This window comes from Clostridium brassicae (assembly GCF_026738875.1).
GTDB classification, from domain to species: Bacteria; Bacillota; Clostridia; order Clostridiales; family Clostridiaceae; genus Clostridium_H; species Clostridium_H brassicae.
Window position 1 is genome coordinate 11659 of the sequence record NZ_JAPQFJ010000028.1, and the last position, 21745, is coordinate 33403.

General features: G+C 28.9%; 16 protein-coding genes and 1 pseudogene. 1 reads left to right on the top strand and 16 read right to left on the bottom strand.

Features of this window, described 5'->3' with window-relative positions; all coding sequences use genetic code 11:
* Nucleotides 1-421 precede the first annotated feature (421 nt).
* The 3 genes from OW729_RS17625 to OW729_RS17635 are packed head-to-tail and all read right to left on the bottom strand — an operon-like array spanning nt 422 to nt 5489.
* On the bottom strand, nt 422-3208 hold the full coding sequence (locus OW729_RS17625) for an ATP-binding protein (RefSeq protein WP_268062867.1): 2787 nt from the start codon (nt 3206-3208) through the stop codon (nt 422-424).
* The gene (locus OW729_RS17630; protein WP_268062868.1) at nt 3205-4563 is read right to left on the bottom strand and encodes a metallophosphoesterase family protein; all 1359 of its coding nucleotides are present in this window, start codon (nt 4561-4563) and stop codon (nt 3205-3207) included. The genes OW729_RS17625 and OW729_RS17630 overlap by 4 nt, the downstream gene beginning before the upstream one ends.
* A 35-nt stretch (nt 4564-4598) precedes the next feature.
* Entirely contained in the window at nt 4599-5489 is an 891-nt protein-coding gene (locus tag OW729_RS17635; protein ID WP_268062869.1) for an ADP-ribosylglycohydrolase family protein, read from the bottom strand.
* Between the two features lie 145 nt (nt 5490-5634).
* On the opposite strand from OW729_RS17635, the gene OW729_RS17640 reads away from it, so the two are divergent.
* The gene (locus OW729_RS17640; protein WP_268062870.1) at nt 5635-6267 is read left to right on the top strand and encodes a DUF4397 domain-containing protein; all 633 of its coding nucleotides are present in this window, start codon (nt 5635-5637) and stop codon (nt 6265-6267) included.
* A gap of 234 nt (nt 6268-6501) precedes the next feature.
* On the opposite strand, the gene larB is transcribed toward OW729_RS17640, so the two are convergent.
* From larB to OW729_RS17705, 13 genes and pseudogenes are all read right to left on the bottom strand, one after another.
* The gene (gene larB, locus OW729_RS17645; RefSeq protein ID WP_268062871.1) at nt 6502-7248 is read right to left on the bottom strand and encodes a nickel pincer cofactor biosynthesis protein LarB; all 747 of its coding nucleotides are present in this window, start codon (nt 7246-7248) and stop codon (nt 6502-6504) included.
* A gap of 58 nt (nt 7249-7306) precedes the next feature.
* Nucleotides 7307-8110 (bottom strand): ATP-dependent sacrificial sulfur transferase LarE, encoded by an 804-nt coding sequence (gene larE, locus OW729_RS17650; protein WP_268062872.1) that lies wholly within the window; start codon nt 8108-8110, stop codon nt 7307-7309.
* 89 nt (nt 8111-8199) lie between these two features.
* Nucleotides 8200-9554, bottom strand: a pseudogene (gene larC, locus OW729_RS17655) (nickel pincer cofactor biosynthesis protein LarC).
* 24 nt (nt 9555-9578) lie between these two features.
* The gene (locus OW729_RS17660; RefSeq protein ID WP_268062873.1) at nt 9579-10304 is read right to left on the bottom strand and encodes an energy-coupling factor ABC transporter ATP-binding protein; all 726 of its coding nucleotides are present in this window, start codon (nt 10302-10304) and stop codon (nt 9579-9581) included.
* 177 nt (nt 10305-10481) lie between these two features.
* On the bottom strand, nt 10482-11273 hold the full coding sequence (locus OW729_RS17665; RefSeq protein WP_268062874.1) for an energy-coupling factor transporter transmembrane component T: 792 nt from the start codon (nt 11271-11273) through the stop codon (nt 10482-10484).
* 20 nt (nt 11274-11293) lie between these two features.
* Complete coding sequence (gene cbiM, locus OW729_RS17670) at nt 11294-12271, bottom strand: cobalt transporter CbiM (protein WP_268062875.1); 978 nt, start codon at nt 12269-12271, stop codon at nt 11294-11296.
* A gap of 476 nt (nt 12272-12747) precedes the next feature.
* A complete protein-coding gene (locus tag OW729_RS17675; RefSeq protein ID WP_268062876.1) occupies nt 12748-14145 on the bottom strand; it encodes an FAD-binding oxidoreductase in 1398 nt (465 codons plus the stop codon).
* A 163-nt stretch (nt 14146-14308) separates the two neighbouring features.
* Nucleotides 14309-15529: an electron transfer flavoprotein subunit alpha gene (locus OW729_RS17680; RefSeq protein ID WP_268062877.1), complete on the bottom strand. Its 1221-nt coding sequence runs from the start codon at nt 15527-15529 to the stop codon at nt 14309-14311.
* Between the two features lie 152 nt (nt 15530-15681).
* A complete protein-coding gene (locus tag OW729_RS17685) occupies nt 15682-16470 on the bottom strand; it encodes an electron transfer flavoprotein subunit beta/FixA family protein (protein ID WP_268062878.1) in 789 nt (262 codons plus the stop codon).
* A 266-nt stretch (nt 16471-16736) separates the two neighbouring features.
* Nucleotides 16737-18392, bottom strand: coding sequence for an L-lactate permease (locus OW729_RS17690; RefSeq protein ID WP_268062879.1), 1656 nt, complete (start codon nt 18390-18392; stop codon nt 16737-16739).
* A gap of 485 nt (nt 18393-18877) precedes the next feature.
* Nucleotides 18878-19570, bottom strand: coding sequence for a FadR/GntR family transcriptional regulator (locus OW729_RS17695; RefSeq protein ID WP_268062880.1), 693 nt, complete (start codon nt 19568-19570; stop codon nt 18878-18880).
* 72 nt (nt 19571-19642) lie between these two features.
* A complete protein-coding gene (locus OW729_RS17700; RefSeq protein WP_268062881.1) occupies nt 19643-21040 on the bottom strand; it encodes an FAD-binding oxidoreductase in 1398 nt (465 codons plus the stop codon).
* Nucleotides 21041-21260: 220 nt separating this feature from the next.
* The coding region (locus OW729_RS17705; protein WP_268062882.1) for an electron transfer flavoprotein subunit alpha/FixB family protein at nt 21261-21745 on the bottom strand (485 nt) is incomplete at its 5' end.

Here is a 21745-nt window from a genome sequence, read left to right on the forward strand (position 1 = left end):
TATAATTTACTTAATATATAAATTTTAATTAGGTTATATTACTATATTTTAGTACTTGAACCTACTTAAGTAAATATACATACTTAAAAATTAAATTTCACATATTTAATCCTCAATTTAAACTGCGCCATAAATCATAAGTAAAATAAATGTAAAATAACACCTTTTATTTGTAATTTTAATTTTTATAATAAACTTATTTTACAATATGTTTTAAATTGTTAAATTCATTATAACGAGAAGTTACAATTCTTATTTAGTATAACTTATAAAGCGTTAATAAATTTCCTTGTTTGAGCTATGCGAGTTAGGAAATTTTAGCTACATTAGTTATATTAAATTTAGAATTGTTTTCGAAATTATACTAACTCAACAATTTCTGAAAACATATTCTAAAATAAATTATGATATAATATAACAATTAACTCAAATATTTTACAAGTTCTTCTTTACTGGATACACTAAATTTTCCTTCTTCAAGTTTTAAATATTGAACTTCTGAAGACAAATCTCCAACATATTCTACTAACTGCGGATGACATGTCGTTATAAAAATTTGATTTGTACTAGACATTTCCAACAATATTTTTAGAGCTTGTTTAGTATGATTTTCATCAAAATTCACAAGAGAATCATCCAATATTAAAGGTAAATGAGGCTTAATTTCTTTTATCCTGCTTAATCTAACAGATAAAAATAATTGTTCTTTAGTTGCCCTACTTAAAATATCAGAATTTTCTTTGACTCTTCCATCATCTAACACAGTCTTAAAGTCTAAACTTAACAAATCATCTGGTGGAATAATATCCTTATATTCGCCTTTTGTTATAAAAGATAAATACTCACTAGCGCCCTTTAATAAGGTATCCTTTTTATTTTCTATGAAACTACTTTGAAGTTTTTCTAAAATATATTCTGCAGCCTTTAGTGCTGCATATTTCTTAGCAAGTATCTTTAATTCTTTTCTACCTTCATTAATATACGTACCTGCCTCCTCTAGTTTTTCTGTAGTTCTTAAAACACTTAATTTATATTGTAATTCTTGACGAACTTCCTTTAATGATTCTATCTTATACTTTATATTTTGAAACTCTTCTTGCTTTCCTTCACACTCTTCTTCTATTTGTGAATAGGAATTATATTTTTTAAATAATTTTTGGTGATTTCTAACAAGTTCAGTATCTAGATAAGATTTTATAATATTATCCAACATATTTTTTTCTGTTTTTAAATCTAAAATCTCTTTATACTTCTTGTTTAAATCGATATACTCATCTATTCCATCTAGAATATTCTCTTTACAGTCATCCCCTATTAAACTTACTATTTTCCCCTCTAAACGAATTTTTTTGTGTTCTATAATATTTATTTCTTCTGCTAACTCAACATAGTCTCTTAGCTTTTCAATATAGTTAAATTTCATTTCAATATTTTTTGAAAAATCTTCTGACTTAACATTTAATTTTTCTTCATATCTGTCACTAAATAAACATGTCAATTTATTTATATAATCAAATTCACTATTTATTTCTTTTCTTTGACCTATTGCTCTATTTATCATAGCTTCTAGGCTAATAATTTCATTCTTTATGTTTTTTACTACTTTAAAGTATTCTTTTAAAACTTCCCCAGATATATTATTCTTAAGATTTAATAATTGCTTAAAACTCTGTATCTTCTTCTCGTTACTTTCTATATTATTACATATATTTTTATACTTTTCATTTTTTAATTTCAGCTGATAATTTATATTATCTATATTACTTTTCATATCATCAGTACTTTTATTTTCTTTAGTAGAACTATATATAATTACAGAGTATACTCCACCTAAAATCAAACCCGATATTATCAATACAATACCTACTCTATAGTTAACGAAAGATATTATTAATCCAAAAATAATAATTAAAATAGAAATAAAAAAATATTTTTTAATTATACTATTTAAATCTGAAACCTTATTTTCTATTCTAGATTTTTCAATTAGCTTTTTATTAGTAGTTAAAGTAGATAACTCATTATTTATTAAATTTTTTTCATATACTAAATTATTATAATTATCTATAGTCCCATTTATATTCTCCACACTTAAAATATCTGTTTTTATATTCTTTACTTTATTAAAATCATCAATCCATTCTTCATTTATTTTGGAGATTTCTTTTCTTATGTAGTCCCTCTTTTCTATACAATTTTTTTCTAATTCTTCATAATTCCTTATTTTTTCTTTTACTCCAGATATATTACTGAAAACATGGTATATCTGCTCTTCCCAATTAATGAGTTTGTCCTTAAAACTAACATCTTTCTTTGTATTCTGCTCAAAAATTAATACCTTTTCCTCATATTCATGTAAAACTTCTTCATACTCTTCTTTTAAATTAACTAATCTATCTATACTTCCATAATTAATTTTTTTAATTTTATTATCCTGCTCTAAAGTATATAATTTAGATTGTATTTCTTCTATCCTTAAATATTTTTGAAAATTATTTTTAATACATTCAACAGTATATATTTTCTTATCTAGATCCTTAAAATCACTTTCCTCTTTTTTAATATTCTCCTGTATTTTGTCCAATTCTTTTAAAGTTTTATAATATTGTTCTACTTCACTCAAAGCTTTTTTTCTAAGTTCAATACCTTTTTTTATAGTTTTATTTTTCTCTTTAAATTGTGCAGTAGATGGATTCCCATTTTTGCCTCCTATTTTAGATGCTTCTTTATTTAGTTCTTTTATAACCTCAGGGATTTGTGCTATTTCTTTAAATCCTGCACCTAATAATACAGTATACATATTATTTAATTCTTTAGAATTCCTTGTATTATAATTTTGTAGCTCGTCCAAACTTATTGTAAAAAGTTGCTTGTATGTAAAATAATCCAATTTATAAATATCATTGATTAAAACTGATTTTTTTGTACTCATATTTTTAACAATTGGTTGTCTATTTCCCTTTAGTTCTATATTAAATAAATCTTTATTTTCATTTTCCATATCACAATTTACATCATATTCAATATTAGCTGGAGAAAGTCTTTCTTCTTTTGAAAATCCAAATCCAATACATCTAATAATTTCCATAAAAGTTGACTTTCCAGCTCTATTATATCCACCAATTATAACTATATTACTATTTAAATTCTCAATTTTTTCTTCTCTAAATATTCCAAAGTCCCTTATGCTTATTCTTTTTATCCTCAAAACTGTTCACCTTTTTCAATTAATTTTTCCATCACAATCTCTCTTGCCTCATTTATAATTTCCTCTATTATCTCTTCATCAAGTTGAATTTTCTCCTCATTAATATCCTCAATATCATATTTTTTCTCAAATATATTTCCAAAACTTTTAACAAGTTCTTTTTTTAAACCCCCATCTTGTAGAATATCTTCTAGTACAATATTAATTTCATTAAATATAGAGCTATTCTCTTTGAATTTCTCTAAATCCTCAAATGCCTTTTTTGTATTTATTTCTATAGAATCCGTATATAAAAACTTTTCTCTTTGTATAAAATGTTTATTTAACATTTCTATAATATAGTTTACTATATTTTCTTCATCTTCTCTTAAAGCCTCATTTATCTTCCCTCTACCTTGTATATCCCATTGAACTATATATCCTTTTAATGGTTGTAATGGAGAGTAAACAGTTTCTAGATTTTCTGGTATTTCTACTTGACTTCTTAATATCGATTCACCTTTTTCCACTAAAATATCTTGTAAATCATTTAAATTTTCAACATTATCGTAGTCACTTATATCTACAATAATCTTTTTCCATATTACTAAAGAAGTCGGTACAAATGAAATATTTGTTGAATAATCTTCCATAACTTCTACTAACAAACATCCCCCTATTTCTCTTTCCCCTATATCTCTTCCCTGAGGAATTCCCGGATATAATATAGCTGGGGATTTTTCATTTATTATTCTACACTTGTGAATATGACCTAAAGCCCAATAATTTATATTTTCATTTTTGATTAATTCCTTAAAGCTACAGGGTAAATAATTATTATTCTTAGGTTCTAATTGGGTATGAAGTAAAGCAATATTATAAGAAGAATTATCATTAACAATATAATCTTCAAATACTTTTCTTCCTTCCCATTTTCCTTTATAGGATTGTCCAATTATTCTAGCTATAAGCTTATCGTTCTTATACATTTCAAAATTTTCTGTCTTTTCACTGTCAAATACATAAACATTATCTGGCAAATTAAATAATTCCTCTGATTTTCCTATAGGATCATGATTTCCCCTTATTATATATACGTTTATATTATTTTGTTTTAATCTTGCACATTGGTTATAAAAAACTTCTGCTGCTCTAACAGTTCTACTTTCTCTATCATATACATCTCCACAAAGTAGTATAAAATCCACCTTGGCTTCAATAGCAAATTCGCACATATTATTGAAAGCTTTATATACTCCCTCTTTGAATAAAGTATCAATCTCTCTTACCTCATTACAAGTAACGTGAAGAATACTTCCAAGATGAATATCTGCTGCATGAATAAATTTAAACTTATTTTTCTTCAAGCTACTCATCTATAATCTCCTTTAGTTTTTTTATGTTTATAAGTCTATTGTGTTAAATATACATTATTATTTAACCAAAACTTATCACTTATATTTAACAATTCTTCTTTAATAGCTAAATTTTGTTTCCATACTTTATCTATACCACTGTATCCATAATAAACTCCAGCAATTCCACCTGCTATTGTTGCTACAGTGTCCTTATTATCATAAACATTCATAGCTTTTATAATTGCTTCTTCATAGGATTCTGTATTTAAAAAACACCATAACGAACATTTTAAAGTATCTACTGCACAACCAGTTTTAGTAAAACTATTTTCTCCCTTATCTAATATATCTTGATATTCAGGAAATCTTTTAACATTATTTATAAAAGCTTCATATTTATCTTCACCTCTTACATAACTATAAGCTAGTATATTATAAAATATACATGCTTCTGAGGCATTTCTACTATAATGAGTTAAATTGGATTGTTTCTTTGTAATATTTGTCATTTTATGAATATCATCGTAATATAAAGCTATTGGTATAGTTCTCATTAATGTACCATTTCCTTCACTTCTTCCCCCTAGTCTCAAGTGAGTTTTTAAAGCTGCTTTTTTCCAATCTTTACATTTTTCATATTCTCCAATAGCTACTCTTATAGTTAGTCCTAGATTTATAGGATTATTATAATGTATTTCTATAAATCGTTTTCCCATTAAATCAATGGGATCTTCTGGTGACTCCACTACACTCTTTGCAATAGCAACCATCATTCTGGTATCGTCAGTAACTTTTCCATCTCCATAAATTAAATAGTATTGCTTAATATCTTTTATAGATCCTTTATATATTTTTTTATTTCTAATGTTTTTTAAACACCTATGCAAAGCATCTCCACAGGCCACTCCAAACAATCCACCTCTTATCCTGTCTATATGTTTCAACTTATATTCCCCCTAAACCATACCATACTTTAAACTTATTTCCCTAGCCAAAATTCTTAAATATAAAATATTTATTTATTCACTAATTTTATGCATATATCATACCCTATACTATGTAAAATAATTATGAAAGGTGACAAAATTCATGTATTTTTATCCTTATTTTAGAACAAACATGAAATCTTTTATCAGGGTTTTTCATGCGTCTCCAGATGCACCTCCTGTAGATGTTTATGCAAATGGAAATTTAATAGCTAAAAACCTACCCTATAAAGGTTTTACAGAGTACTTACAAGTTCCTCCTGGAAAATACAATATTAAAATATTCCCTAGTGGTAAGACCATGAATCCTGTTATAAATACTAATTTAACTCTTGAACCTGAGACTATATATACTGTAGCTGCTATCGATAAATTAGCAAATATACGTCTTATGCCTTTTGTAGACCCTATAATACCTCAAATAGAAAATAAAGCTTATGTTAGATTTGGTCACTTATCTCCAAATACTCCACGAGTAGACATAACACTTCCTAATGGAAAAATACTTTTTGAAAATGTAGGATTTGAAGATTTAACAAATTATATAGCTGTAGATCCTGGCACATACACAATACAAGCCAGACCAACTGGGAAAGACAAAATAGCTTTAACTATACCGAATATAAGACTAAAGGGAAATAGATTTTATACAATTTATGCAGTTGGTTTACTGGGAGATAAACCTCCTCTCCAAGTTTTAATTCCTCTTGATGGGAATACTTATATTAAATTTTAATATATTTATAAAATAGAATCTACTAATATATAAACTCTATTCTTATTATAACAAATTTACTATAAATAACCAGTTGTTTATAGTATTTTTGTAAAAATTTTACTGAAAAATTTATTAATAATTAAAGCTAGTAAAAAACTAATTTTTTACTAGCTTTAATTATTTTAACTCAAACTTTTTTTCTTCTAGCTTATTTTATATTAACTGATATTCCTTATTTTAGTAAAATTTATTTTATAATTTATTTATCATACTAGCTAAATATCCAGCGCCAAATCCATTATCAATATTCACAACACTAGTACCGCTAGAACAGCTATTTAACATAGATAATAGTGCAGATAAACCTTTAAAATTAGCTCCATAACCTACACTAGTAGGTACTGCTATCACAGGTTTATCTACTAGTCCACCAACTACACTAGCAAGTGCGCCTTCCATCCCTGCTACTGTTACTATTACTTTAGCACCTTTTATTATGTCTAATTTATTAAAAAGCCTATGTATCCCTGCTACACCTACATCATTTATTCTTTCTACTTTATTTCCAAAAATCTCCGCTGTAACTGCTGCCTCTTCTGCCACTGGAATATCTGAAGTACCTGCAGTTACTATAGCAATATAAGAATCTGTAATATCTATTTGCCTCTTCTTTATAGTAATAGTTCTGGCAAGTTCATTATATTCGGCTTCAGGGCATATTTTTTTTACCTCTTCATACATTTCTTTAGTGGATCTAGTTGCTAGTATATTGTTATCTTTGCTGTTCATAAATTCTATTATACCCTTTACTTGCCCTATGGTTTTACCAGCACAATATATAACTTCTGGATATCCAACCCTTATCTCTCTATGATTGTCTATAAGTGCATATCCTAAATCCTTAAAAGGTAATTCTTTAAGTTTATCGACGCCATCATCTATAGAAACATTCCCATTTTTAATATTTTGTAGTAAATCCCTAATCTCTTCTAAATTCATGCCCTCTTCACCTTCTTCTTTACTTTTGTATTAATAATAGTGCATAGTTATTTGATATTTAATTACTATTTTTCATAGTTTCATTAAAGCTTCCAACTCTATAACCTTCTATATCTAAACTTACATATTTAAATCCAAACTCTTTTAATTTTATTGAAATACTATCTAACAATTTTTCATTGAATAATTTATGTCTGTCTTCCTTTTGTACTTCTATCCTTGCTAAATCTTTATGGCATCTTACTCTTACAGCTTGAAATCCTATACTCATAAGGTATTTTTCAGATTCTTCAATTTTTTTAAGTTCTTCTATTTTAATTTCATTTCCATAAGGAATTCTTGAAAGTAAACATGCATAAGCAGGTTTTTTCCAAGTATCTAAATCAAGTTTTCTAGACAGTTCTCTTATATTTTTTTTAGATAAATTATTCTCTAAAAGTGGACTCTTTATTTGGAGTTCTCTTAATGCTACGATACCAGGTCTATAGTCTTTAGTATCATCTGAATTTGTCCCATCTACAACATAGTTATATCCTTTTTCTTCTGCAAATTTTTTTATTTTACTAAAAATAGTTTTTTTACATAAATAGCATCTATTTTCAGGATTAAATCTTATTTCTTCTCCCATAGGTACCTCTATAAAATAATGTTTTACTCCTAAAGAAAAGGTTAATTTCTTAGACTCTTCTATTTCCCACTTTGGTATATAAGGCGATATAACAGTAACTGCAGCTACATTGTTGCCTAAAGCATCTTTCGCTGCCTTTAACAAAAATGTACTATCCACTCCACCTGAAAAAGCTACTACTATACTATTTAAATCTCTTAAGTATTCTAAAAGTTTATTATAATTTTCATTCATTTTTTTACCCCTTCGCAAATAAATTATTAACACTAATTAGGGAACAATAATTTTTTAATTGTAAATTACTTAATAGCTTTTATTTTACATCATTTTGGGATATTATCACTAATTACTCTTCTGGATATTTCCTCATAAATTTTTCTTATAGGCACATTGTTTTTATCTGCTAAAACCCTACATTCATCATATTCAGCCTTCCACTTTATTATTTTACCTTTGTAATAAGCCTTTTTTATAGTAACTTTTCCATATATAGTATCTACCTTTGACAACTCCCTTTTTAACTTGTTTCTCATGACTTTACTTTCCCTAATTCCCAGAGAAGTAGTTTCTGTAAAAATTACTTCTTTTATTTCTTCAGTATTTTCTTCTCTACATAAAACACTTAAAATGACACCTAATCTATCCTTTTTCATCTGCACAGGAGTCCTATAAACATCTAAAGCTTTTTTTTCAAAAAGCTTATCCATTACATAATTATATATTTCAGGATTCATGTCATCTATATTACACTCTAAGATGATACATTCATCTTGTTCACTATTTTCCATCAATTTTTTAATTTTTTTTTTCCTATATAAGCTCTTAACACATTAGGAATATCTGTATCTCTTTTCCCAACACCATACCCTATTTTTTCTATATAAAACTCCTTAATATTTGAAAATTCATCTACATTAACTGCTAATATTGCTGCTCCTGTAGGTGTAGTAGTTTCAAAAGGAACTATACCTGATTTTACTGGAATACCTTTTAATATCTCCACTGTTGCTGGTGCAGGAACAGGAATAATTCCATGAGCACATTTTACAAATCCTCCTCCTAACTCTACTGAAGATGCCATTATTTTATCTATCTTTAAATAATCAAAACATATAGCAGCTCCTACTATATCGATTATTGAATCTATAGCTCCAACTTCATGGAAATGGACTTGGTACAGTGGTTTTCCATGAACCTTAGCTTCTGCTTCTGCCACTTTCATAAACATATCTATACTTCTTTTTTTAACACTATTATTTAGATCGCTAGAATTAATAATTTTTTCTATATCTTTTAAATTTCTATGTACATGTTGATACTCATTGCCATCATGTCCATGATAATGTCCCTCATTATCACAACATCTATTATCCTTGTGTTCATGTTTATGTTCCTCACTATTACAGCAGATATTGTCACTGTTTTCATGATAACGCTCCTCATTATTGCAACAGTTATTATCAACATGATCATGATGATACTTTAATATTACATCTACCTTAGTTCCTTCAATTCCTTTTCTACTTTCTCTTCCAACATTTATCTCATATTCATCATTAATATTTAACTTTGAAAGCTCTTTTATTAGATACTCTTTATCTACACCTAAATCTATCATTACCCCTAAATTCATATCTCCACTTATACCTGCAAAGCAATCATAATAAAGTATTCTCATAAAAATCTTCCCCTTCTTTTGTACTTATTTTATATTATTTTTAACTAAAAATTTTTCATCATTTATAACCTTATTATACTCATCATCTCTTATTATCTTATGGTCTTCCGAAAATACAATAGCCCTTTTAAATATTCCTTCTACATATTCAAAATCGTGGGTAGAACAAATTATAGTTTTTCCAGAAGTATTGAGTTTTTTTATAAGCTCTTTTAAAAATTTTTTCCCTTTTGGGTCTATTCCATTCATAGGTTCATCCAAAGTAATAACCTCTGGATTCATTGAAAGAACGCATGCAATAGCAACCCTCTTTTTCTCTCCACCGCTCAAATTATAAGGTGCTTCATGTTTAATTTTTTCTATATTTAAAAGTTCTAAACAGTCATATACTCTCTTATCAGTATCATGTTCAGAAAGCCCCATCTGTCTTGGTCCAAAAGCAACCTCTTCATAAACTGTAGAACAAAAAAGCTGAGTATCCGAATTTTGAAATACAAAACCTATCTTCTTATGAAAAATCTTAGAAAAAATATCGTAATTTAATTTTTTTTCATTAATTTTTTCTTTATTAAATATGTATTTTCCCTCTTGAGGGAAAACAATACCATTTAAAACCTTCAAAAATGTAGACTTTCCACTTCCATTTGGCCCAATAAGTGCAACTGCTTCTCCTTTTTTTATTTTAATAGATATATCGTTAAGAGCAATTCTATTCTTATAGCTGTAAGTTATATTTTGAAGTTCTATCATCGGATTTTCTTCCCCTTAGTTTAGTTCTTAATTAATATAATTGTACAATTAAAATTTAAAATACCAAATAAAAGTCCTATAATTATACAATTTCTTATAAAATGATTTCATAATAGGCACTAATTTCATTAGTTATTAACTCTTCTTTTTTAAACATTGTTTTCTATATTTCTAAAACTATAAGACAATAAATATTATTATAAAAATTAAATTCATCCCAATATATATAATGTCATTTTTGGTTAAATTAAATTTTAGAGAAGTATAATATTCTCCAGTAAATCCCCTGCATTCCATAGCAGAAAACATCTCTTCTCCCATTTCCTTTGATTTTAAAAACATATTACCCATAATTTTAGAAAGCGAATTATATTTTCTATTATTTTTACCTACAGATCTAACTTTCAGAGCATATAACATTTCAACAGAGCGTTCACCTAAAACCACAATATATTTTATAGTAATCTCCATAACCCATATAAATAAATCTGGAATTCGTAAAAATTTTAATGCTTTAGTTACATGATCCCACTTAGTCGTATATGATAAAATATTAATAGAAATTATACTTCCTATAACTTTGATTAATATAAGTGTACTATTTACTACGTTTCCTGATAAATATGAAGGAATCAACATTATAAGTGTAAATATAGGAATTGTAATACTTATTACTAAAATATTTTTTCTTTCTTCACTATCTAATGTAAAAACAAAACATATGCCACATATATCAAATAATAATGTATAAACAAAGCTCCTTGATAATGATAAGAATATAATATTTAGAAATGTAAAAATAACTTTTAATGTTGGATTCAATCTATATAAAAATTTATAACTATGCATTCCTCTTCTTCTTATTCTAGATAATACCTTTAATATAGAAATAATACTTTTATCCAAAAACTGTTGATGGTCTTTTTCGGGTCTATATTCTTCTTCTTTAAAAAGCCAATCTGCAGACATATGCTCACCATCTTTATTATTTAATAGTTTATATTTTTATCACTTTTTTTTCTTAATACAAAATTAATAATAATTATTATTAATACAACTCCCGCTATAGCAGAAAGGATGTATCCTACAATCTCTGGAAGTCCTGCAATAGAATAATCAGGCATAATAGCTTTAAAATCAAATCCCTTCTCCATTCCTTTAGGTATAAAACCTAGCATATCTTTTATCTCACCTGAATCCCATTCTCCCCATGCTGTACCAGCCGCTAGAAGTCCTAATGGTACAATAAAAATCATAGCTATACCCAATCCATAAAAAGGCCTCATCTTAATAGAATCTTCTTCGTAAATTGTAGAAGGTGAAATTTTCTTTACATAAGCATATACTGCTGCAGTAACTACTCCTTCTATTATCCCGGCCACTAATAAATGAGGAATTAACATAGCTGGTATTGACACTTTAAGACCATAAGGACAATAAAGAGGAAGACCTGCTACATCCTTAAATAATATAGGTTGAATTCCAAATTCTACAGCAGTAAAAAGAGCTGCTATATTTAAAGATATATATCCTGCTACAAAAGTCGCAATATACTCTCTTTTTTCTCCTTTTATTGATTTACTTATAAATTTATAAATATAATACCCTGTAAACGGCATAATAAATGCCATATTAAAACAATTAGCTCCAATAGCTAAAATTCCTCCATCTCCAAAAAATAACGCTTGAACGACTAATGCAATAGTCACGGAAATGGTCGCCGCATATGGCCCTAGAAGAATGGCTGCCAACACAGCTCCTACAGCATGCCCTGTTGTACCACCAGGAAGAGGTACATTAAACATCATAATTAAAAATGAAAAAGCTGCACAAACTCCTAAAAGAGGTATTCTTTTTCTTGACAACTGTTCTTTTACTTTTACTACTGCTTTTTTCCATATAGGAATCATAACTGCTCCCATAACCACACAAGTAGATGGACTTAAATAATTATCTGGAATATGCATAATTATCCCTCCTTTTTCATATTTAATAATTTTAAAAGCAATAATTATACCAATACTGGATTATTTGATTTTAAGCCTTTTCTAGAAAGCAAATGTATTATTTCTTATTTTGAGAAAGTTTTCGTATCAAAATGAGATGAATAAACTTTCCTTTCTCATTTTGATATTTGAATTTATTAAAATATCTGTATACAATATTATATATATTAAATATGATAATATTAATTCATATAAGTCCACCGACTCTATAGCTTCTTTAATTATCGCTTCATTTATAATAATTAAAGAAGCCATCTCAAAATGAATTTCACACACTATATTAATGCTTTATTAAAAACGTTAATATATAGCGTTGTTTTTAATATTTCTAGATAGCTCCTTAGGTTAAAAATAATATTTTCATCAATATTTTTCAATAATATAAATCAACTGTTCTTTTTCAAAATTCACTATTTATAATTAATTTTAGCTACTCCTTATTGACAAACTTTTCCTGGATTCAGTATGTTTTTAGGGTCAAATACTTTTTTAATTTCTTTCATAATTCTTACATATTCTTCTCCATATTGGTGAAACATAAACTCTCTCTTAGCATATCCAATTCCATGTTCTCCTGATACTAGCCCATGCATTTCCTCCGATTTTCTATACATACACTGGAACACTTCTTTTGTTTTCTTTTCCCACTCTTCATCACTTAAATTATCCTTACAAATATATACATGTAAATTTCCATCTCCTGCATGTCCAAAGCTTGGTATTCTTACTTCAAACTCTTTTTCTAACTCATAAGTATATTTTATAAATTCTGCTACTTTGTTTCTTGGTACTACAACATCACATTCATCTATGTCTGTTGTAGATGCCTTAATTGCCTCAAGAAAAGCTCCTCTTGCTGACCACACTGATTCTTTTCTTTCATCTGTATCAACTATAAATACATCTAATGCTCCTTCCTCTAAGCATAAATTAGCAACCGTTTCATAGTCTGCTTCCACTTGTGCTTGAGTATTCCCATCAAATGTTAATAAAAGATATGCATCTGATGAATTATCTGGAAACTTCTTTCCTAAAAATTCTTCTGCTGCAAGTATAGTATCTCTTGTCATAAATTCTATGGCTGTTGGTATTGCCTTTGATTTTATAATCTTAGGTACCATTTCTATAGCTTTATCAAAATTAGAAAATGGTATTAACAAGCTTATAGACTTCTTTGGTAGTGGTAATAATTTAAGTATAGCCTTTGTTATTATTCCAAGAGTTCCCTCTGAACCTATTATTAAATCTTTTATGCCATAACCTGAACTATTTTTAACCACTTTTCCACCTAATTCTAATATTTCGCCAGTCGGTAATACCACCTCAAGCCCTCTCACATAATCTCTTGTTACTCCGTACTTAACAGCCCTCATTCCACCTGCATTAGTACTTATATTTCCTCCTATTGTAGCACTCTTTTCACCTGGATCTGGTGGATAAAAAAAGTCATGCTCCTCTACAAATTTTCCTATCTCCATAAGAAGAACCCCTGGCTCTACTGTAAGTGTTAAGTTTTCTTCGTCTAGTTCTAATATATTATTCATTTCTGTTAAGTCTATCATTATTCCACCATGGATTGGCACTGATGCTCCTACAAGTCCTGTACCTGAGCCCCTAGCTACAATTGGAATAGTATTTTCATATGCATGTTTCATTATTTTTGAAACTTCTTCTTGTGAATGTACTTTTACTAACACATCTGGCATATGACTTATTCCACCTAATTCATCATGGCTATAGTCCTCACTTATTTCTTCCCCTGCTAACACATTATCTATACCTACTACTTCTTTTATAAATTCAATATCTTTATCATTTATTTTATTATATTCCATTGCTGAATCCTCCCAATTTTAATTATTAATCACTAATTTCCATTCACTAACTTCATAAAGATAGTTACTTTATTTTCTAGTAACCAATTGCCAGTAACCAGTATAATTGATTTTTTATTTCACAGAGAATCAATCTAACTCATCCCTGGTTACTGGTATTTTATTAGTGTATTGACGCTGCTGCCTCTGATAAGCTTCCACAAGTTTTTATCTTTTCAATTAATCCAGGTATAATTTCATACAAATCTCCTACTAATCCATAATGAGAAACATTAAATATCGATGCATTTGGATCCTTATTTATTGCTATTATACAATCTGAATTCTTCATTCCTGCTACAAATTGAACAGACCCTTGTATTCCACAAGTAATTATAATTTTAGGTTTTACTGTTCTTCCGCTTAGCCCTATCTGCTGTCTTGGGTCTATCCATCCTGCCTCAACAAGTGGCCTAGTTCCTGCTATTTGGCCACCTAAAAAGTCAGCAAGTTCTTTGATAAGTTGCATATCTTTCTCAGACTTAATTCCTCTACCAGCTGCTACAATAACTTCAGCCTCAGATATACTCATTTCTTTTTCTTTCTTAGTCACTTCAAGTACCTTTATTTTTGAAGTAAACCTTTCTCTATCTGTTTCACACATTGTAATTTTACCATTTACTTTATCTTCTCTTTCAGGTGGGGTAAATATCTTATATCTTACTGTACAGAATTGTGGTCTTGCATTTGCAGTTATAATTTGTGCCATTATATTACCACCAAAAGCAGGTCTTATTTGAATTAAATCAGTATTTTCTTTCATGTCTAAAACTGTACAATCAGCAGTTAATCCTGTACTAAACCTAGCAGCTACTCTTGGTGCTAAAGATCTTCCTACTGTTGTTGCTCCAACTAAAATTGAAGATGGTCTAACTTTATTTATAAAATCTTCAAAAACTGCTGTATATGGTTCTATTCGAAAATCTTTTAATTCTTCATAATCATATACAAAAACTTCGTCTACACCGTAATGTAGTAATTCTTCTGCTTTATCTTTTATATTGTGACCTATAAAAACACAATAAACTGGATGATTAATCTTCGCTGCAAGTTCTCTTCCTTTTCCTATAAGTTCATATGTTACTGGATGAACTTTACCCTCAACATGATCTACATAAACTGCAATACCATTCCACTTATCTTTATCTATCTGTGGTTCTTCATCTTCCACAAATTGAATTACACCTTCTGGTCCCTTTTTAACACACAATTTACACATCTTACATCCTGCTGTAATTTCTATCTTTCCTTCCTTTTCTTCTATAGCATTAAAAGGACATATATCAACTAATTTTTCTATAATTTCTTTGTTTAATTTTTCTTCATCAATTACTAACCTTCCCATTTCTCATCCTCCTCTTTCCTTTAAAACTTTTTTTGTTTCACAATAATATATTTCTTGTTTACTTTAAAACTTTAATATGCCATCATATTTTCCAAACTTTAATTCTTAATAATTTTCTATATAATAATTTAAGAAATAACCTACAACATTTATTAAACAAATTTCATTTCTTTTAGCTTATCAAATAATCTGTCTTTTAAATTTTCTCCTGTTCCCTCCCATAACTCTTTGTCTGTATTAACCTCTGGCGGGAATATTCTTTCAACTTGAGTTGCTGAGCCATTAAGTCCATAATGATTTTCATTTTTATCTTCGAAATCGTTGAAACTAAATAATTTTATTTCTCTATCCTGTGTATCTAACTTAATCTTATAAGAAGGTAATCTTGGAGTATAAATATCTTTCTCGACAGTTATTAAACAAGGATATTCTATCTCCTGTACTTCAACAGTCTCTGCCATATCCATTTCTACAGTTATTGTTTTGCTTCCCACTTCTATTATTCTTCTTACATTAGCTACATGGGGTATTCCTAAGTATTCAGCAATCTCCGGTCCAACTTGAGCTGTATCTCCATCTGTTGTTTGTTTTCCACAGATTATAAGTTTAGGATTTCCTGTCATTTTAACTCCTTGTGAAAGTGTGTATGCAGTAGCAAGTACATCTGCTCCAGCAAATTTTCTATCCGATAAAAGAGTTCCTTCGTCTGCCCCCATCATGTACGCCTCTTTTATAATATCTTTTGCTTGTGGTGGCCCCATAGTAATAACGTTAACTTTTCCACCTCTATCTTTTCTAATTCTAAAAGCCGTTTCTAATGCAAATAAATCATACGGGTTCATTTTTGAATCAATCCCATCTCTTTTTAGTACTCCTGTAACTGGATCAACCTCAACTTTTGTAGTTCCTGGTACTTGTTTAATACAAACCAAAATCTCCATTTCTGTTCCTCCATTTCAATATTTATTTAATCTTCTGGTACTATGACCTTACCAGTTATTTATAAATAAGTAGAGTTTCAGCTAATATCTTCTATCTTATTTATCCACTCTTAACTAAAACCCCATCTTGAATGACTATTTTGTGTCTTTTTATTTAGTTCAAAAACCTTTCTTAACCATATATACTATAATTGTTATAAATTAATTACATGAGTTATACTAGGAATATATTTCAATTCCTAGTACACTTTTATATCTATAAATTATTAAAATATATTTTTCATGAATACGTTTGCAATGATAATTGCACATATGCCTGTAAAAATTCCATATGCTAAGGCAATCTTAACATTATTCTTTATAATTTTACCTTCCTTACCAACAAGTCCAACTGTTGTCAATGCTGCTACTACATTGTGTACACATATCATATTGCCTGCTGCACCACCTATTGTTTGAAGTGCAATTATAGGTATTACAGGTATTCCTATTTGTTTTGCCGCACTAAATTGAAGCCCACCAAACATAATATCTGATACAGTACAACTTCCTGATATAAATGCTCCTAGTATACCAACTATTGGTGCTAATATATACCATCCTTTTCCTGCAAAATTTGCTGCCGTCTTAGCTATTACTATAAGCATTGAATCTGATTTTGTTGCTGCTCCAGCATTCATCATTATATAAGTCATTCCTAATGCAAAGAATAATGCTATAGCTGATGGTTTTATCTGCTTCAAAGTTTCTTTCCAACAACTTACTGCCTCTTTTCTATCTAATCCATGCATAAATGGTATCATTAACGCAACTAACATAAATGGTATAACACCTGGATTATAAAGAGGTGTTATTCCTCTCGATAGAGATGTTCCTAAAATATTATTCCATAATATATTCCATGATTTTAATATAGGAGTAAGTCCTATCCATTTCAATCTACCTAATAAAAGCAATACACCTATTAAAATATATGGAGCCCATGCTTTTCCTGAATTCATTATATTTTTAGATTGTAAATCAGATTGCATTGCTGCGACTTCACCTTCCCAATCTTCTTCCCATTCATCATGAGGTTTAAAATCCCAACTATTTTTGGGCACAAAAAATCCTTTTTTTATTGCCCCTATAAACACTGGAATTGCTATTAAAGCACCAAGTAATGATGGAAGTTCTGGTCCTACAAAATTTGAAATCAACACTTCAGGCACAGTAAAAACTAATCCACCAAATAAAGCTAATGGTAGTGCTTCTAACCCCTTCTTAATACTCTTATCAACAACTAGTGTCATAGAACAGACCATAGCAAGTGGAATAAATGAACCTGCTAAAAAATGTAGTATTCCTGCAAATCCACCTACATTAGCTAAAAAGGTTGTGAAATCTCCATTAAATCCTCCAGCTTCCACCATAGTTTTTAAATTAGCAAACCCTCCTATTATAGGCGTTCCTGCTGCTCCAAAAGTTACTGGTACACTATTTCCTACTAAAGCTACCATTGCCGCTACTAATGGTGGAAATCCTAGTCCTACAAGTAGTGGAGCTGCTACTGCTGCTGGTGTTCCAAAGCCTGCTGCTCCTTCAAAAAACGCACCCATTAAAAACCCTATTATGATAACCTGAACTCTTCTGTCAGTAGATACAGAAGCCATTGAATGAGCTATTCCATCTACTCCTCCACTTTTCTTCATTATTTGAAGAATAAGTAGTGCTCCATATACTATAAGCAATATATCTATTGTATTTATAGCTCCTGTTATAGTCGCTGCTCCTATCCATTTCCCTGGCATTTTCCAAAATGCAGCTGCCAATATCATAGATGAAAAAAAACCTACAGGCATTGCCTTAGTAGATGGCAAATCAAACTTTATCATCAAAACACCTACTAAAATAATGGGTATTAATGCTATTAGTGCTAACATACACTCACACCTCTTTTACCTTATTTAATTTTATTTTAGGTAAAATGTAGCTACATTTTTAAACACTAACTGGTCTGATGATCTTACTGTCAGTTAAATATTATCACACTATTCTTAATATTTCTACAATAGTTATTTTATTAACATTTTACTCTTTGTTGTATATAAATAATCAATTCCTTAATTTATAGTATTACAATATTTTTCCAAAAAAATTTTTTTTCTTAAAGTTATATTTGTATATAATTTTTACATTAGTTAGTTATTTATCAAACTTTAAGTACTTTATTATATATGTATCCATACCATTTATAAAAAAATAAGCTTCCAATTCTTTAGATAGATTTAAGTCTTAGCTTTACCTAAAGATTAGAAACTAATCTCCCTCTTATCTTCTACATTTAAATTGTAGAACTATTAACAGAGGTATATACATTTTTAAATATGTTATTGTTATATTTATTTTTTACCTATTTTAACTTATCCTATTTTAAAATATTTTGGCTTATCAATTTCATGTGCATTCTCATAATGGAAGCAGCTTCTTCGGCATCGCCCTTAATTAAAGCATTATATATACATTCATGATGATAATGTATAATTTCCTCATCATTTTCTTTTTTTAATATATCCGCTCTAGCATCTTTTATAAAGGAATCTATTAAACTTGATATCACATCTAATACTGTAACTATTAAGTTATTTCTAGAGGCTTGGGCAATTTTATAATGAAATTTCTTATCTAAATTTCCTTTTAATTCTTCATCTTTGTTTCTCTTCATTTCATCCATTAGATTCTTTAATTCTATTAACTCCTCATTAGTTATATTTTTTGCAGCAAGAGCTACTGTTTCAACCTCAATTACCCTCCTTAGTTCTAGTATTTCCTCTGTACTACTTTTATTTAATGTAAACATAATTGAAAGTGGTTCAAAGAAATTACTTTCAAAATCTTTTTTTATAAAGTTACCTTCACCCTGTTTACAATCTATAAGTCCTATAACTTCGAGTCCTCTTAGAGCTTCTCTTACCGAAGTTCTACTAACTCCTAATTGATTAGATAACTCTCTCTCCGATATTAATTTATCTCCTTTTTTAAGTTTTCCCGAATTAACCATTCCCTTTATTTGTAAAATAACTTCTTCATATACTTTTACTGTTTTAATAGTGGAAAACATATATCATATCCCCCTCCTATATAAAAAAACTAGTGAAAGTTCTATCTTCGCACTAGTTCTTTTATCTTATATTTACTGACAAACCTTCCCTGGGTTTAATATATTTTTAGGATCAAATGTTGTTTTAATTCCCTTCATAATTTTTATATATTCTTTTCCATATTGGTGAAACATAAACTCTCTCTTAGCATATCCAATTCCATGTTCTCCTGATACTAGTCCCTTTAGCTCCTCTGATTTTTTATACATACAGTCAAATACTTCTTTTAATTTCTTTTCCCATTCTTCATCACTTAAGTTATCTTTACAAATATAAACATGTAAATTTCCATCCCCAGCATGTCCAAAGCTTGGTATTCTTACATCAAACTCTTTTTCTAACTCATGAGTATATTTTATAAATTCTGCAACACTATTTCTTGGTACTACAACATCACACTCATCCATGTCTGTTGTAGACGCCTTAATTGCCTCAAGAAAAGCTCCCCTTGCTGACCACACTGATTCTTTTCTTTCATCTGTATCAACAATAAGCACATCCAATGCCCCAGCTTCTAAACATAGATTGGCAACTGTTTCATAGTCTGCTTCTACTTGTACTTGAGTATTTCCATCAAATGTTAACAAAAGATATGCATCTGATGAATTATCTGGGAATTTCTTTCCTAAAAATTCTTCTGCTGAAAGTATAGTATCTCTTGTCATAAATTCTATAGCTGTTGGTATTGCTTTTGATTTTATAATCTTAGGTACCATTTCTATAGCTTTATCAAAATTAGAAAACGGTATTAACAAACTTACTGATTTCTTTGGTAGTGGTAATAATTTAAGTATAGCCTTTGTAATTATTCCAAGTGTTCCTTCTGAACCTATTATTAAATCTTTTATGCCATAACCTGAACTATTCTTAACCACTTTTCCACCTAATTCTAATATTTCTCCAGTTGGTAATACCACCTCAAGTCCTCTTACATAATCCCTTGTTACTCCGTACTTAACAGCTCTCATTCCACCTGCATTAGTACTTATATTTCCTCCTATTGTAGCACTCTTTTCACCTGGATCTGGTGGATAAAAAAAGTCATGTTCCTCTACAAATTTTCCTATCTCCATAAGAAGAACCCCTGGCTCTACTGTAAGTGTTAAGTTTTCTTCATCTAATTCTAAAATGTTATTCATTTCTGTTAAATCTACCATTATTCCACCATGAATTGGCACTGATGCTCCTACAAGTCCTGTACCTGATCCTCTAGCTACAACTGGAATAGTATTTTCATATGCATGTTTCATTACTTTTGAGACTTCTTCTTGTGAATGTACTTTTACTAACACATCTGGCATATGACTTATTCCACCTAATTCATCATGGCTATAGTCCTCACTTATTTCTTCCCCTGCTAACACATTATCTATACCAACTACTTCTTTTATAAATTCGATATCTTTAGCATTTACTTTATTATATTCCATTCTTAAACCCTCCCCGTTTTGCTTGTTAATCACTATCCTCTAACTCTTTGTTTAAAAGTTTTTCTGAACCTTTTATGGATTAGCAGCAACTACTAATTACTTTTTTATTCCCTATAGCTAACCTCTAGTAACAAATTATAGCTGATTTATATTTAACGTAAAATACAAGTTAACTCACACCTACTCACTGGTTACTGTTCACTAGAATCCAATTACTATATTAAAGTGTTGCTGCCACTTCACTTAAAGTCTTTCCGCCTTTTAAACTCTCCATTAATGCTGGAACTATTTCATACATATCTCCCACTACTGCATAGTTTGCCACTTTCATTATTGAAGCATCTTCATCTTTATTTATAGAGAATATACATTCTGAGTTATTCATACCTGCTACAAATTGAATAGCTCCCGATATACCTAGTGTTATTATAAGTTTAGGTTTTACTGTTCTTCCACTTAATCCTATTTGTTGCTTAGCATCTATCCAACCAGCTTCTACCATTGGTCTTGTTCCTGCTACTTTACCTCCCAAAAGATCTGCCAGCTCTTGTATCATTGCCATATCTTTTTCTGATTTTAATCCTCTTCCTACAGCTACTATTACTTCTGCTTCTGATATACTTTCTTCTTTTTCCTTTTCTATAACATCTAAAACTGTTATATTAGATATTAATTTAGATGTATCCATTTCACAAGAAGTTATTT

Coding starts and splice junctions, on each gene's coding strand:
- OW729_RS17685 (WP_268062878.1), bottom strand. CDS start 16,470: ATGGAGATTTTGGTTTGTATTAAACAAGTACCAGGAACTACAAAAGTT.
- OW729_RS17630 (WP_268062868.1), bottom strand. CDS start 4,563: ATGAGTAGCTTGAAGAAAAATAAGTTTAAATTTATTCATGCAGCAGAT.
- OW729_RS17680 (WP_268062877.1), bottom strand. CDS start 15,529: ATGGGAAGGTTAGTAATTGATGAAGAAAAATTAAACAAAGAAATTATA.
- OW729_RS17700 (WP_268062881.1), bottom strand. CDS start 21,040: ATGGAATATAATAAAGTAAATGCTAAAGATATCGAATTTATAAAAGAA.
- OW729_RS17695 (WP_268062880.1), bottom strand. CDS start 19,570: ATGTTTTCCACTATTAAAACAGTAAAAGTATATGAAGAAGTTATTTTA.
- larB (WP_268062871.1), bottom strand. CDS start 7,248: ATGAATTTAGAAGAGATTAGGGATTTACTACAAAATATTAAAAATGGG.
- OW729_RS17690 (WP_268062879.1), bottom strand. CDS start 18,392: ATGTTAGCACTAATAGCATTAATACCCATTATTTTAGTAGGTGTTTTG.
- OW729_RS17665 (WP_268062874.1), bottom strand. CDS start 11,273: ATGTCTGCAGATTGGCTTTTTAAAGAAGAAGAATATAGACCCGAAAAA.
- OW729_RS17640 (WP_268062870.1), top strand. CDS start 5,635: ATGTATTTTTATCCTTATTTTAGAACAAACATGAAATCTTTTATCAGG.
- OW729_RS17675 (WP_268062876.1), bottom strand. CDS start 14,145: ATGGAATATAATAAAATAAATGATAAAGATATTGAATTTATAAAAGAA.
- cbiM (WP_268062875.1), bottom strand. CDS start 12,271: ATGCATATTCCAGATAATTATTTAAGTCCATCTACTTGTGTGGTTATG.
- OW729_RS17660 (WP_268062873.1), bottom strand. CDS start 10,304: ATGATAGAACTTCAAAATATAACTTACAGCTATAAGAATAGAATTGCT.
- larE (WP_268062872.1), bottom strand. CDS start 8,110: ATGAATGAAAATTATAATAAACTTTTAGAATACTTAAGAGATTTAAAT.